The organism is Pantoea sp. X-Soil-MYKO-1289 (assembly GCF_059730625.1).
This window is the reverse complement of sequence record NZ_AP036004.1, coordinates 3,825,279-3,838,555: the sequence shown is the minus strand read 5'-3', so window position 1 is coordinate 3,838,555 and position 13,277 is coordinate 3,825,279. Positions and strand designations below refer to the sequence as shown.

The 13,277-nt window shown below is 60.8% G+C and carries 11 protein-coding genes and 1 pseudogene; 7 read left to right on the top strand and 5 right to left on the bottom strand.

What is annotated here, in order from left to right; translation table 11 throughout:
- The first annotated feature begins 5 nt into the window (after positions 1-5).
- A complete protein-coding gene (gene rhtC / locus AC6I7Z_RS18250) occupies positions 6-629 on the top strand; it encodes a threonine export protein RhtC (protein ID WP_497815226.1) in 624 nt (207 codons plus the stop codon).
- Between the two features lie 134 nt (positions 630-763).
- Here rhtC and rhtB read toward each other — a convergent pair whose 3' ends face one another.
- Positions 764-1,387, bottom strand: a complete 624-nt coding sequence (gene rhtB / locus AC6I7Z_RS18245; protein WP_033754609.1) for a homoserine/homoserine lactone efflux protein — start codon at positions 1,385-1,387, stop codon at positions 764-766.
- Positions 1,388-1,502: 115 nt separating this feature from the next.
- On the opposite strand from rhtB, the gene pldB reads away from it, so the two are divergent.
- The gene (gene pldB / locus AC6I7Z_RS18240) at positions 1,503-2,486 is read left to right on the top strand and encodes a lysophospholipase L2 (RefSeq protein WP_497815225.1); all 984 of its coding nucleotides are present in this window, start codon (positions 1,503-1,505) and stop codon (positions 2,484-2,486) included.
- Positions 2,487-2,537: 51 nt separating this feature from the next.
- Positions 2,538-3,338, top strand: a complete 801-nt coding sequence (yigL, locus tag AC6I7Z_RS18235) for a sugar/pyridoxal phosphate phosphatase YigL (protein ID WP_497815224.1) — start codon at positions 2,538-2,540, stop codon at positions 3,336-3,338.
- A 33-nt stretch (positions 3,339-3,371) separates the two neighbouring features.
- Here the strand turns inward: yigL and glpT are convergent, their stop codons facing one another.
- Positions 3,372-4,715 (bottom strand): glycerol-3-phosphate transporter, encoded by a 1,344-nt coding sequence (glpT, locus tag AC6I7Z_RS18230; RefSeq protein ID WP_497815223.1) that lies wholly within the window; start codon positions 4,713-4,715, stop codon positions 3,372-3,374.
- Positions 4,716-5,029: 314 nt separating this feature from the next.
- Here glpT and AC6I7Z_RS18225 point away from each other — a divergent pair, with 314 nt between their 5' ends.
- On the top strand, positions 5,030-5,884 hold the full coding sequence (locus AC6I7Z_RS18225) for a carboxylate/amino acid/amine transporter (protein WP_497815222.1): 855 nt from the start codon (positions 5,030-5,032) through the stop codon (positions 5,882-5,884).
- Positions 5,885-6,076: 192 nt separating this feature from the next.
- On the opposite strand, the pseudogene AC6I7Z_RS18220 reads toward AC6I7Z_RS18225, so the two are convergent.
- Positions 6,077-6,535 (bottom strand): annotated as a pseudogene (locus tag AC6I7Z_RS18220) (YehS family protein); the annotation flags it as partial.
- A 56-nt stretch (positions 6,536-6,591) separates the two neighbouring features.
- Complete coding sequence (gene metR / locus AC6I7Z_RS18215) at positions 6,592-7,518, bottom strand: HTH-type transcriptional regulator MetR (protein ID WP_048782037.1); 927 nt, start codon at positions 7,516-7,518, stop codon at positions 6,592-6,594.
- Between the two features lie 142 nt (positions 7,519-7,660).
- Here metR and metE point away from each other — a divergent pair, with 142 nt between their 5' ends.
- Positions 7,661-9,931 carry a 5-methyltetrahydropteroyltriglutamate--homocysteine S-methyltransferase gene (metE, locus tag AC6I7Z_RS18210; protein ID WP_497815221.1) on the top strand — a complete coding sequence of 757 codons (2,271 nt, stop codon included), beginning with the start codon at positions 7,661-7,663 and terminating at the stop codon, positions 9,929-9,931.
- A gap of 63 nt (positions 9,932-9,994) precedes the next feature.
- On the opposite strand, the gene AC6I7Z_RS18205 is transcribed toward metE, so the two are convergent.
- Complete coding sequence (locus tag AC6I7Z_RS18205) at positions 9,995-10,822, bottom strand: dienelactone hydrolase family protein (protein WP_497815220.1); 828 nt, start codon at positions 10,820-10,822, stop codon at positions 9,995-9,997.
- Between the two features lie 302 nt (positions 10,823-11,124).
- Here AC6I7Z_RS18205 and udp point away from each other — a divergent pair, with 302 nt between their 5' ends.
- Positions 11,125-11,880 (top strand): uridine phosphorylase, encoded by a 756-nt coding sequence (gene udp, locus AC6I7Z_RS18200; protein WP_033754632.1) that lies wholly within the window; start codon positions 11,125-11,127, stop codon positions 11,878-11,880.
- Positions 11,881-11,943: 63 nt separating this feature from the next.
- Positions 11,944-13,212: a tetratricopeptide repeat protein gene (locus AC6I7Z_RS18195; protein ID WP_497815219.1), complete on the top strand. Its 1,269-nt coding sequence runs from the start codon at positions 11,944-11,946 to the stop codon at positions 13,210-13,212.
- Positions 13,213-13,277: the final 65 nt, after the last annotated feature.

The following is a 13,277-nucleotide window of genomic DNA, read 5'->3' as shown; positions in this document are numbered from 1 at the left end:
TACCTATGCTGATGTTATTTGCCACGGTCGCGCTGGTGCATCTGGTCGCGCTGATGAGTCCCGGCCCGGACTTCTTTTTTGTTTCGCAAACCGCCGCCAGCCGCTCGCGCAAAGAGGCGATGATGGGCGTGCTTGGCATTACGCTGGGGATCGTTATCTGGGCGGGCGTTGCGCTGATGGGGCTGCATCTGATCCTGGAGAAGATGGCGTGGCTGCATCAGATCATTATGGTCGGCGGCGGCCTTTACCTGCTGTGGATGGGCTGGCAGCTGCTCAGCTCGGCGCGTCAGCGCCATAAGCAGCCGGTACAGGATGCGCCGGTGGTGGATCTGCCGAAAAAGGGCAGAAGCTTTTTTAAAGGTTTTCTCACCAATCTCTCTAACCCGAAAGCGATTATCTATTTCGGCAGCGTCTTCTCGCTGTTCGTCGGCAACGACATCGGCGCGCTGGAGCGTTGGGGCTTGTTTCTGCTGATTGTCGGCGAGACCTTTGCATGGTTCACGCTGGTGGCGGCGATTTTCGCTCTGCCGTGGATGCGCGATAAGTATCAGCGCGCGGCGAAGTGGGTCGATGGCGTAGCGGGAGTGCTATTCGCCGGTTTCGGCATCCACCTCATCCTTACTCGTTAAGGCCTGGCTTACTTGCCAGCTTGTGGTTGGGCAGTGCTCGTCATCCTCACGTACTACAGTACGCTGCGGTGACTGCGCGCTGGCCGCCCGCAATCTGGCTGCGCCGCCGACGGCTCTAAACATCGGCGTGCTTTTCAGGCTATTCTCCGGGCGCTGGCTAACAGCGCGCCGACCGCCATAAACAGCCCGCCAAAGATCCGGTTCAACAGCTTCATCTGCTTCGGCCCTTTAATCCAGGCCGCAATGCGCGTCGCCAGCGTGGCGTAGCCGATCATCACGATGATATCGACGACAATAGTGGTGGCGCCCAGCACCAGGTACTGCATCGCCTGCGGCTGGTGCGGCAGAATAAACTGCGGAAACAGTGCGGCGAGGAACACGATGCTTTTGGGGTTGGTGAGGTTGACCAGCACCGCGCGCTTGAACAGGCGGCGGCGCGGCGTCGCTTTCGCCACCGCGTCAAGATCGATCGCGCCCGCAGAGCGCCACTGCTGAATGCCGAGCCACACCAGATAGGCCGCGCCCGCCCACTTCAACACTTCAAACGCCAGCAGCGACTGGGAAAAGAGCGCGCCGAGTCCGATCCCCACCAGCACGATATGGATCGCCAGGCCAAGCTGCAGACCGCTGATCGAGGCCGCTGCGCCGCGATAGCCGTGGCTGATGCCGGTGCTCATGGTATTAATCGCGCCGGAACCGGGCGAAAGGCTGAGGATAGTGGTGGTGAGAAGGTAGGTCAGCCACCATTCAGTGGTCATGGGTTGCGCTCCCTGTCTGGGCGGAAATATGACACAATACGCCAGAAACAAGCGTGACGCTACGGGCCGCATGCGCGGCTCGCGACAGGCTTACCGCGCGTCTGCAGGGGGATAGATGGAACGACATAAAGCGAGCTGGCTCAATCGGGAAAAAGCCTTTGCCGCCTTTGCGCACGGTCCGCTGCTCGACTTCTGGCACCGGCGCGAAGAGCGTGAATTCGTCGGCGTGGAAAACGTCACGCTGCGCTATGTGCGCTTCACCGCGCCGCACCATAAGCGCGTGATTCTGATCGTGCCTGGGCGCATCGAAAGCTACGTCAAATACCCTGAACTGGCGTACGACCTGTTTCACTGCGGCTTTGACGTGGTGATCCTCGACCATCGCGGACAGGGGCGATCCGATCGGCTGCTGCAGGATACCCACCGCGGTCATGTGGTGGAGTTCGCGCACTACGTTGACGATTTAGAGACGCTCTATCTGAAAGAGATCGTCGGCGGTCACTACCAGCGCCGCTACGCGCTGGCGCATTCGATGGGCGGCGCGATCCTGACGCTGTTTCTGGCGCGCCAGCCGCAGGCGTTTCATGCCGTGACGCTGGTGGCGCCGATGTTCGGCATCGCGCTGCCGATGCCCTCTTTCCTGGCGAACCGTATCCTCGACTGGGCGGAGAAGCGCCCGGCGATCCGCGATGGCTATGCGCTCGGCACCGGACGCTGGCGCGCGCATCCGTTCGGCATCAATCGCCTGACGCACAGCGCGGAGCGCTATCGCCGCAGCCTGCGTTTTTACGCCGACGATCCCGCGATCCGCGTCGGCGGACCGACCTATCACTGGGTGCGCGAAGGCATTCACGCCGGGCGCAATATCCTGAGCCTGGCCAGCACCCTTACCACGCCGCTTTTGCTGCTGCAGGCGGGCGAGGATCGCGTGGTGGACAACCGTTCGCAGGATCTCTTTTGCGCGGCGATGGCGCAGGCGGGCCATCCCTGCGAGACGCGCGTCATCAAAGAGGCGCGCCACGAAATTCTGTTTGAAAAAGATGCCATGCGCGCCGAAGCGCTGAATGCGCTGGTCGATTTCTTTGAGGCGCACCCTTAATTCGAATTCTTACCTTACCGGCTTCGGCCTAAAACAATACCTGAGGTTTTCATGTTTCAAATCGTCGCATCCGATCTGGATGGCACGCTGCTCTCTCCCGAACATCGGCTCACGCCTTATGCCCACGATATACTGCAACAGCTGGTGGCGCGCGATATCCACTTTGTTTTCGCCACCGGCCGTCATTACATCGACGTGGGGCAGATGCGCGACAAGCTGGGCATTCCCGCTTATATGATCACCTCTAACGGCGCGCGCGTGCACAACGCCGAGGGCGAGCTGGTGTTCAGCCATAACCTCGACGAAGATATCGCGCTGGAGCTTTACGGGCTGCACTACGCCAATCCTGCCATCCTGACGCACGTCTATCGCGACGACGAATGGTTTATGAGCCGCACCCATCCGGCGGAGCAGGACTATTTTCGCGAGTCAGTATTCACTTATCAGGTGTATGAGCCAGGCATGCTGCCGGGCGACAATATCAGCAAGGTCTTTTTCACCAGCGACGATCCCGAGGCGCTGATCCCACTCGAACTGGCGCTGCAGGCGCGCTGGGGCGATCGCGTTAACGTCAGCTTTTCGCTGCCGACCTGTCTGGAAGTGATGGCGGGCGGCGTGTCGAAGGGACACGCGCTGGAAGCGGTGGCGAAACAGCTGGGACATTCGCTCAAGGCGTGCATCGCCTTCGGCGACGGCATGAACGACGTAGAGATGCTGAGCATGGCGGGCAAGGGCTGCATTATGCGCAACGCCCATCAGCGTCTGAAAGATGCTCTGCCGGAACTGGACGTGATCGGCAGCAATGCCGACGATGCCGTGCCGCATACGCTGCGCACGCTGTTTTTATCCTGACGCAAGAGGCCGGCGCGATGCCGGCCTCTTTCTTTATGACGCCAGCTGCTGCTTGTGCTTGCGTTCGTTAATCATGGTCAACAGCAGCAGGATCACCGCCAGCACGCAGCCCACCACCATCACCAGAAAACCGCCGTTCCAGCCGAAGAAATCGACGGTATAGCCAACGATGGCGCTGGCCGCGACCGAACCGCCGAGATAGCCGAACAGGCCGGTAAAGCCTGCGGCGGTGCCCGCCGCTTTTTTCGGCGCCAGCTCCAGCGCATGCAGGCCGATCAGCATCACCGGGCCGTAAATCAGAAAGCCGATGACGATCATGCAGGCCATATCCACGCCGGGATTGCCCGCCGGGTTAAACCAGTAGACCACCGTGGCGATGGTCACCAGCGTCATAAAGAAGACGCCGGTCGCGCCGCGGTTCCCCTTGAACACCTTGTCCGACATCCAGCCGCACAGCAGCGTGCCGGGAATGCCGGCATATTCGTACAGGAAGTAGGCCCAGGAGGATTTATCCAGCGTGAAGTGCTTCACCTCTTTCAGGTAGGTGGGCGACCAGTCGAGAATGCCGTAGCGCAGCAGGTAGACGAAGACGTTCGCCAGCGCGATATACCACAGCAGCTTGTTGGGCAGCACATACTGGGTGAAGATCTGTTTCGCCGTCAGCTCCTCTTCGTGCGTGGCGCTGTAGTCGGGCGGATAGTCGTTTTTATACGCCTCGATGGGCGGCAAGCCGCAGGACTGCGGCGTATCGCGCATCAGCGCGAAGGCGATCAGCGCCACGGCGATAGCGGCGAAAGCGGGCATATAGAGCGCCGCTTTCCAGTCGTTGAACCAGGCCATGCCGAGCAGGAACAGCAGCGGCGGCAGGCCGCCGCCGACGTTATGCGCGCAGTTCCACACCGACACGATGCCGCCGCGCTCTTTCTGCGACCACCAGTGCACCATGGTGCGCCCGCAAGGCGGCCAGCCCATGCCCTGAAACCAGCCGCAGGCAAACAGCAGCGCGAACATCACCATAATGCTGGAGGTCGCCCAGGGCACGAAGCCCATAAACAGCATCACCGCGGCGGCGAGGATCAGGCCGGCAGGCAGAAACACGCGCGGATTCGAGCGATCCGAAACCGAACCCATAATAAATTTTGAGAAGCCGTACGCAATCGAGATACCGGAAAGCGCAAAACCGAGGTCGCCGCGCGAAAAGCCCTGCTCGACCAGATAGGGCATCGCCAGCGCGAAGTTTTTGCGCACCAGATAGTAGGCGGCGTAGCCGAAGAAGATACCGAAGAAGATCTGCCAGCGCAGGCGACGATATAAAGGATCAACCTGATCTTCCGCCACCGGCGGTCGATGCGGTGCGGGTTTAAAAATGCTCAGCATAGCTGCCCTCCCAGGCATGTTGTCGTTGTGGAAATGGGCGACGCATTCCAGAGGTCGCCGCCATGTTCCTTTTCGCGTCTATAATGGCGCTTTTCGCGCATGCTGGCTGTGATAGTTGACACATTTGTTACACTTTTATGACAATTACGGCAGGTTAATGTCACCAAATGACGCTAAACGCGCATCGTTTATAAAACATTCGCCGATGCCTGCGCTGAGCGTTTCTTTTGTGAGCAGTTGTCAACCAGAAAGCGCCGCGTCGCCGCAGTACATTGATTACACTAGCGACCTCTCTCTTTTGCAGGATTGACGCTGTGCTGTTACTGATCGTTACCACTATTCTTTGGGCGTTCTCCTTTAGCCTGATCGGAGAATATCTGGCGGGGCAGGTGGACACCTGGTTCTCGGTATTGATGCGCCTGGCGCTGGCGGCGCTGGTGTTTTTGCCTTTTCTGCGCTGGCGCGGCTATCGTCCGTCGACGCTGCTGCTCTATATGCTGGTGGGGATGCTGCAGCTCGGCATCATGTATCTGATTAGCTTCGAGGCCTATCTCTACCTCAGCGTTTCCGAGTTCCTGCTGTTTACCGTGATGACGCCGCTCTATGTCACCCTGATCTATGACCTGATTAGCAAACGGCCGCTGCGCATCGGCTACGCCTTCAGCGCGCTGCTGGCGGTGGCAGGCGCGGCGATTATTCGCTACGACAAGGTCAGCGATCATTTCTGGTTCGGCCTGCTGCTGGTGCAGCTGGCGAATATCTGCTTTGCCGTGGGCATGGTGGGCTATAAACGACTGCAGGAAACCCGGCCGATGCCGCAGCACACCGCATTTTCCTGGTTTTATCTCGGCGCGGTGCTGATTGCGATTATCGCCTGGTGCCTGTGGGGCAATCCGGCGAAACTGCCGACCACCTCGCTGCAGTGGGGCATTCTGGTATGGCTGGGCGTGGCGGCGTCGGGGCTGGGCTACTTTATGTGGAACTACGGCGCCACGCAGGTCGATGCGGGCACGCTGGGCATTATGAACAATATGCATGTCCCGGCGGGGCTGCTGGTGAATCTGGCAATCTGGCAGCAGAAGCCGCACTGGCCCAGTTTTATCGCTGGCGCGCTGGTGATTTTCGCCTCGCTATATGTGCATAAGCGCTGGGTGCTGCGCAGTCGCTGAGGCGTGTATCCCGTCAGGGCGACGACGGTCGTCCTGACGGCGGAACTATTTTTTGGCTTTCGGCGGCTGGGCCGGGCGAGGTTTCGCCGTCTTCGACGAGGCGGGTTTCGCCGCCTGCGCTGGGCTGGTTTTCGTGGCCTGCGACGGCGCGCTCTTCGCCGCCTGCGTCGGACTGGTTTTTGCCGGCTGCGTCGGGCGCAGCGTCAGGGTCAGGCCCTTCAAAAAGTTGCGCATAATCTGATCGCCGCATTCGCGGTAGTTTTTATGATCCGGCTTGCGGAAAATGGCGCCGATTTCCGCCTGCGAAACCGAGAAGTTCGCCTTAGCCAGCACCGCCGGAATATCGGTGGTTTTCAGATCGAACGCGATACGCAGTTTTTTCATAAAAATGTTGTTGTTCATGCGGCGTTCGATCGAGGGCGCTGGCATCTCTTCGCTTTTGCCACGACGGAAGAAAATCAGGCCGTTGAGAAAATAGCCCATCAGCACGTCCGGCAGCGGTTTAAACGCCGCGTCATCCTCTTTTTTCAGCCAGGCCTGCACGTCGCTCAGCGCGACTTCGCAGTCGGTCAGTGCGAAAATCTCCACCACTTTGGCATCGCTTAAATTCAGCATAAAGCGCACGCTGCGCAAAATATCGTTATTAGTCATGGTGAGATTTTCTCATGGTCGTTTAACAGGCTGCGCATTATAGGGGAATTTGCGGCTCAGCGTTGCAAAATCGCGCCAGGAAGCGCCGCATCGCGTACGAACGGCAGATGTTCGCAGGCGTGCTGCCGCGCAAAGCGGGTAAAGGCTTCCAGCACCGGCTGACGCTGCTCGCCGTCGCGCACGGCGGCATAGAGGCGGCTCCACAGCCCTTCGCCCAGAGTTTTTGTCACGATCAATCCCTGCTTTTCAAAACTCTCTACTACCCAGTGCGGCAGCGCGGCGATGCCCATGCGCGCCGCCACCATCTGAATCAGCAGCAGCGTGTTGTCGACGCTCTTCAGGGCCGGGCTGACGCCTGCCGGCTGAAGAAAGTGCCGCCAGATATCCAGCCGCTGGCGCTGCACCGGATAGATCATCAACACCTCCTGCGCCAGGTCCTCGGGGGTAATGTGCTCAACCTGCGCCAGCGGATGATCGGGCGCCAGCACCAGGCGCACTTCGAAGTCGAACATCGGCGTGTAGTGCAGGCCGCTGCGCGGCAGGATATCGGAGGTCAGCACCACGTCCAGTTCGCCCTGCTGCAGCGCGGGCTGCGGATCGAAGGTCACGCCCGATTTAAAATCCATCACCACCTGCGGCCAGCTCTGACGAAAGTTGTCCAGCGCCGGCGTCAGCCACTGAATGCAGCTGTGGCACTCAATGGCGATGCGCAGCGTCGCCTGATAAGGCTCGTGGCACGCCTGCAGCGCCTGCTGGATCTGCGGCAGCACCTGCTCCGCCAGCTGCAGCAGAATTTCGCCCTGCGGCGTGAAGCGCAGCGGCTGGCTTTTGCGTACGAACAGGCGGAATCCCAGCCGCTGTTCGAGATCGCTGAACTGATGCGACAACGCGGATTGCGTCTGATGAAGCTGCGCGGCGGCGGCGGCCAGCGAGCCGGTATTACGCAGAGCCTGAAGCGTCCGCAGATGCTTAAGTTCGATCATGAGCGTCCTTCACATGGAGATTGAACAATTTGCGCTTGAGGAACATACACTACCCGCAGAATATAGCGGTGTAAACATCTGGACGGCTAAACATCTTTGGCTGCCAGACGAAGCCAAAGAGAAATCATCGGGAGAACAGCGTATGACCATTCTGAATCACAGCCTCGGCTTTCCCCGCGTCGGCCTGCGTCGCGAACTGAAAAAAGCGCAGGAGAGCTACTGGGCGGGCAAGGCGACGCAGCAAGAGCTGCTGGCGACCGGACGCGAACTGCGCGCGCGCCACTGGCAGCAGCAGAAAGCGGCGGGCGTGGATCTGCTGCCGGTGGGCGACTTCGCCTGGTACGATCATGTGCTGACCACCAGCCTGATGCTCGGCAACGTTCCGGCGCGCCATCAGAATCAAGACGGGGCTATCGACCTCGATACGCTGTTCCGCATTGCGCGCGGTCGGGCGCCGACCGGCGAACCTGCCGCCGCCGCCGAAATGACCAAATGGTTTAATACCAACTATCACTACATCGTGCCGGAGTTCACCAAAGGCCAGCCGTTCAGACTCGCCTGGACCCAACTGCTGGACGAGGTGGATGAAGCGCTGGCGCTGGGCCACAAGGTGAAGCCGGTGCTGCTCGGCCCCGTGACCTATCTCTGGCTGGGCAAAGTTAAGGGCGAGCCGTTCGACCGCCTGTCGCTGCTGAATGACCTTCTGCCGGTGTACCAGCAGGTGCTGGCCGAGCTGAAAAAGCGCGACGTCGAGTGGGTGCAGATCGACGAGCCGGCGCTGTCGCTGGAGCTGCCGCAGGCGTGGCGCGAAGCATTCAGGCCCGCTTACCAGGCGCTGCAGGGCAACGTGAAGCTGCTGCTGACCACCTATTTCGACAGCATCGGCCAGAACCTTGACGTTATTCGCGCGCTGCCGGTGCAGGGGCTGCATGTCGATCTGGTGCACGGCCGCGACGACCTCGCGCAGCTCAACCAGCAGCTGCCGGCGGCGTGGCTGCTGTCGCTTGGCGTTATCAACGGACGCAACGTCTGGCGTGCCGACCTGAGCCGCTGGTTCGAACGCCTGCAGCCGCTGATCGGTCAGCGCGAACGGCTGTGGATCGGCACCTCTTGTTCGCTATTGCACAGCCCGATCGATCTGAACGCAGAGACCCGCCTCGATGACGAAGTCAAAAGCTGGTTCGCCTTCGCGCTGCAAAAATGCGGCGAACTCAGGTTGTTGAGCGATGCGCTCAACCGTAACGACGCGGCCTCGCTGGAGGCCTGGAGCGCGCCAGTTCGCCATCGCGCCCACTCCAGCCGCGTCCACAACGCGGCGGTCGGCAGGCGTCTGGCGGCGATCTCCGCGCAGGATACCGAGCGCGCCAGCGCTTACGCCGTCCGCGCCCGCGCCCAGCGCAGCCGCTTTCATCTGCCAGCCTGGCCGACCACCACCATCGGCTCCTTCCCGCAGACCACCGAGATCCGCGGCCTGCGCCTCGATTTCAAAAAAGGCAATATCGACGGCGCCAGCTACCGCACCGGCATCGCGCAGCATATCAAACAGGCGATCGCCGAACAGGAGCGCCTGGGCCTCGACGTGCTGGTGCACGGCGAAGCGGAGCGTAACGACATGGTGGAGTACTTCGGCGAAAACCTGGAGGGTTTCGTCTTTACCCAGAACGGCTGGGTGCAGAGTTACGGCTCGCGCTGCGTCAAGCCGCCGGTGATTATCGGCGACGTCAGCCGTCCGCGGCCGATTACCGTAGAGTGGGCGACCTATGCGCAGTCGCTGACCAGCAAGCCGGTGAAAGGGATGCTGACCGGCCCGGTCACCATTCTCTGCTGGTCTTTTCCGCGCGAAGACGTGTCGCGCGAAACCATCGCGAAGCAAATCGCGCTGGCGCTGCGCGACGAGGTCGCGGATCTTGAAGCAGCCGGCATCGGTATTATCCAGATTGACGAGCCGGCGCTGCGCGAAGGCCTGCCGCTGCACCAGTCCGACTGGGCCGCCTACCTGAAGTGGGCGGTAGACGCCTTCCGCCTTAACGCCGCGGTGGCGAAAGACGACACCCAGATCCACACCCATATGTGTTATTGCGAATTCAACGACATCATGGCGTCCATCGCGGCGCTGGATGCCGACGTCATCACCATCGAAACCTCGCGTTCCGATATGGATCTGCTGGAAGCCTTTAAGGCATTTGAATATCCGAACGAAATCGGCCCCGGCGTTTACGATATTCACTCGCCGAACGTGCCGAGCGTCGAATGGATGGAGAATCTGCTGCGTAAAGCGGCGCAGCGCATCCCGGAAGCGCGTCTGTGGGTCAACCCGGACTGCGGCCTGAAAACGCGCGGCTGGACGGAAACCCGTCAGGCGCTGGCGAACATGGTGGAGGCGGCGAAGAAACTGCGCGGCGAAAACGCCTGAGTTTAGGGTGTCGTGCTGTTGAAGATGGGGCGCTGCGGCGCCCCTTTTTTATCGCGTGCGTAATCAGACGACGCCGAACTGCCTAAACCACGTCAGCATGCGCGCCCAGCCATCCTGCGCCGATTCGGCGTGATAGCTCGGACGATAGTCGGCGTTAAAGGCGTGGCCCGCGTCGGGATAGACGACAATCTCCGCTTTGGCGTTAGCGGCGTGCAGCGCCTGACGCATCTGCTCCACGCTCTCCAGCGGAATGCTATCGTCCTGGCCGCCGTAGAGGCCCAGCACCGGCGCGCCTAAATCCACGGCGATATCGATCGGATGCTTCTGCTGCTTCATGGTTTTCTCGCCGATGAGGCGACCGTACCAGGCGACGGCGGCGCGCAGCTGCGGATTGTGCGCGGCGTAAAGCCAGCTGATGCGGCCGCCCCAGCAGAAGCCGGTAATGCCCATGCGGCGAATATCGCCGCCGTTGCGGCCGGCCCAGTTAGCGGCGTGGTCGAGATCGGAAAGCACCTGGCTGTCCGGCACTTTGCTGACCAGCTCGCTGAACAGGGTAGGGATATCGTGGTAATCGTTCGGGTCGCCTTCGCGGAAATAGAGCTCCGGCGCCACGGCCAGATAGCCCTCAAGCGCCAGCCGGCGGCAAATATCGCGAATATGCTCGTGCACGCCAAAGATCTCCTGCACCACCAGCACTACCGGCAGCGGACCGTTCGCCTCTTTCGGTCTGGCGTAGTAAGCGGGCATATTTTCGCCCTGGCTCGGCACCGAGGTTTCGCCTGCCTGAATATCCTGGCTATCGGTATGAATCGTGGTTGAGGCGGTCGGCTGTACTGCAGGTGCAAAGCCGCCCGTCGATGATTTTTGTGCCATATTGTCTTCGGTTTTCATTTTTTTCTCCGTGCTGGCAGTAGCGCAATCACGTAACTATAGCCTGGCCAGATGACGTCTGGACCAGAGACCGGGAACAGAGTAGGGAGCAAGCAAAAACACTCTCCTCTTTAACATTGCTGCGAAGCCCGACGCACACAGCTTGTAGCAATGGCATTCTGAATGGCTTGGTTATGTGACTTAGATCGCATTGTTATCCATGTAAAATGTAACATTCATTTTTGATAGTGATTGTTATCACACAAATTTGCGCTGCGCTGACGTAGAGTGGCGCGCTTCACTTCCCTGTTCAGGAGTTTGCTATGTCTGACGTTTTCCACCTTGGCCTGACCAAAGCCGATCTGCAGGGCGCGACCCTGGCTATCGTTCCCGGCGATCCGGAGCGCGTAAAGAAAATTGCCGGACTGATGGCGGACGCCCAGCCGCTGGCGTCGCACCGGGAATTCACCTCCTGGCTGGCGAAGCTGGACGGTAAGCCTGTGGTGGTCTGCTCCACCGGCATCGGCGGCCCGTCGACCTCTATCGCGGTAGAAGAGCTGGCGCAGCTTGGCGTGCGCACCTTCCTGCGCGTCGGCACCACCGGCGCGATTCAGCCGCACATTAACGTCGGCGACGTGCTGGTCACCACTGGCGCAGTACGCCTCGACGGCGCCAGCCAGCATTTCGCGCCGCTGGAATTCCCTGCCGTAGCGGATTTCGCCTGCACCACCGCGCTGGTCGCGGCGGCAGAAGCGAGCGGCGCGACCACCCATATCGGCGTCACCGCGTCGTCTGACACCTTCTATCCAGGCCAGGAGCGTTACGACACCTTCTCCGGCCGCGTGGTCAGCCGCTTTCAGGGCTCGATGAAGGAGTGGCAGCAGATGGGCGTGCTTAACTATGAGATGGAGTCTGCGACGCTGCTGACGATGTGCGCCAGCCAGGGGCTGCGCGCGGGCATGGTGGCGGGCGTCATCGTTAACCGTACCCAGAAAGAGATCCCGGATGCGGCCGCCATGAAGCAGACCGAGAGCGATGCGGTAAAAATTGTGGTCGAAGCGGCGCGCCGTTTGTTATAACGCTTTCAGGCAGCGCCTCTGCGCGCTGCCTCTGCTCTTTACAGCAAAAGCGAGGATCGCCCGATGCGCCATACGCCGCCACGACAAAAATCCGCCTTAACCGCTTCTCCCGCCGCCATGCAGGCGCGCCTTGAAAACGCCGCCGCGCGTTTTCGCCAGCATATGGCGCAGCAGGATTACGCCGCCGCCGCCCGCTGCTGCGAAGAGGTGCTGCGCGCCATGCCCAGTCAGATGCAGGTGCTGAGCGACTACGCGCTCTGCCTGCTGCGTCTCGGCCACTACAGCAAGTCTTACCGCGTCTATCAGAAAATCTATCAGGCGCCGCCCGCCGTGCGCGCGACCGCTTCGGAAACCTGGCTGGATGGACTGGCGGAGCTGTGCGGCTGGATGGGCAAGCGAGAGGAGCTGGCGAAATATGGCCTGGAAGCGCTAAACGGCGCAGACGCGCGTTTTCGCCAGGGGCAGCGTTACTCCTTTCCGGCGGCGCGGCCGGAACCGATCGATCTGACGAAACCGGAACAGAACGTGATCGCCTTCAGCCTCTACGGCGGTCAGCCGCGCTACTGCGAAACGCTGATTAAAAACGTCGAGGTGGCGCAGCAACTCTATCCTGGCTGGCGCTGCCGCATTTATCTGGATCAGAGCGTGCCGCAGCACGTGTGGCAGCGCCTCAACCAGCCGCACGTCGAGCTGATCGATATGTCGCAGGAAAAGGCGATCTACCCGACGCTATGGCGTTTTCTGGTGATGGACGATCCCGGCGTCAAACGCTTTATTATCCGCGACGCCGACTCGCTGCTGTCGGAGCGCGAAGCGGCGGCGGTCGACGCCTGGCTCGCCTCGCCGTACTGGTTCCACCATATGCGCGACTACTTTTCCCATACCGAGCTGCTGCTGGCGGGCATGTGGGGCGGCTGCAACGGCGTCTTCAGCAACATGGCGCAGGCGATGCGCGACTTTATCGCCCGCTACAGCGGCAACGCGCGCTTTACCGATCAATATTTCCTGAAGGCCGCGCTGTGGCCGACGGTGCGCGAAAGCCTGCTGAGCCACGATGAGATTTTCCATTTTCATCAGGCGCAGCCCTGGCCGCCGCACGCGCCGGTGCGCTGGCGCATGGAGAACTTCCACGTCGGCAGCAACGCCGGCTTCGCCAGCATGGCGGGCAAGGCGACGGTGAAAGAGGGAGAGACGCAGTCCGTGGAGCTCACCTGGGGCGGCAACGTCTTTGTTTATCCGGCGCGGGTAAAAGGGGACGAATGGCTGATGCCGATGCCGTTTTTTCTCACCGACGCGTGGAAAGCGGGCGAGCTGCAGGTCAAAGCGCTGTAGCGCCTGCTCGGGGGTGAAAACCGCCCGAAAATAGTCTGGACATTCATACAGGCCGACTTTACCTT

Excerpts from the sequence above, each read along its gene's own strand:
- rhtB (WP_033754609.1), bottom strand. The coding sequence starts at position 1,387 with ATGACCACTGAATGGTGGCTGACCTACCTTCTCACCACCACTATCCTC.
- yigL (WP_497815224.1), top strand. The coding sequence starts at position 2,538 with ATGTTTCAAATCGTCGCATCCGATCTGGATGGCACGCTGCTCTCTCCC.
- rhtC (WP_497815226.1), top strand. The coding sequence starts at position 6 with ATGCTGATGTTATTTGCCACGGTCGCGCTGGTGCATCTGGTCGCGCTG.
- metE (WP_497815221.1), top strand. The coding sequence starts at position 7,661 with ATGACCATTCTGAATCACAGCCTCGGCTTTCCCCGCGTCGGCCTGCGT.
- AC6I7Z_RS18195 (WP_497815219.1), top strand. The coding sequence starts at position 11,944 with ATGCGCCATACGCCGCCACGACAAAAATCCGCCTTAACCGCTTCTCCC.
- glpT (WP_497815223.1), bottom strand. The coding sequence starts at position 4,715 with ATGCTGAGCATTTTTAAACCCGCACCGCATCGACCGCCGGTGGCGGAA.
- AC6I7Z_RS18205 (WP_497815220.1), bottom strand. The coding sequence starts at position 10,822 with ATGAAAACCGAAGACAATATGGCACAAAAATCATCGACGGGCGGCTTT.
- pldB (WP_497815225.1), top strand. The coding sequence starts at position 1,503 with ATGGAACGACATAAAGCGAGCTGGCTCAATCGGGAAAAAGCCTTTGCC.
- udp (WP_033754632.1), top strand. The coding sequence starts at position 11,125 with ATGTCTGACGTTTTCCACCTTGGCCTGACCAAAGCCGATCTGCAGGGC.
- metR (WP_048782037.1), bottom strand. The coding sequence starts at position 7,518 with ATGATCGAACTTAAGCATCTGCGGACGCTTCAGGCTCTGCGTAATACC.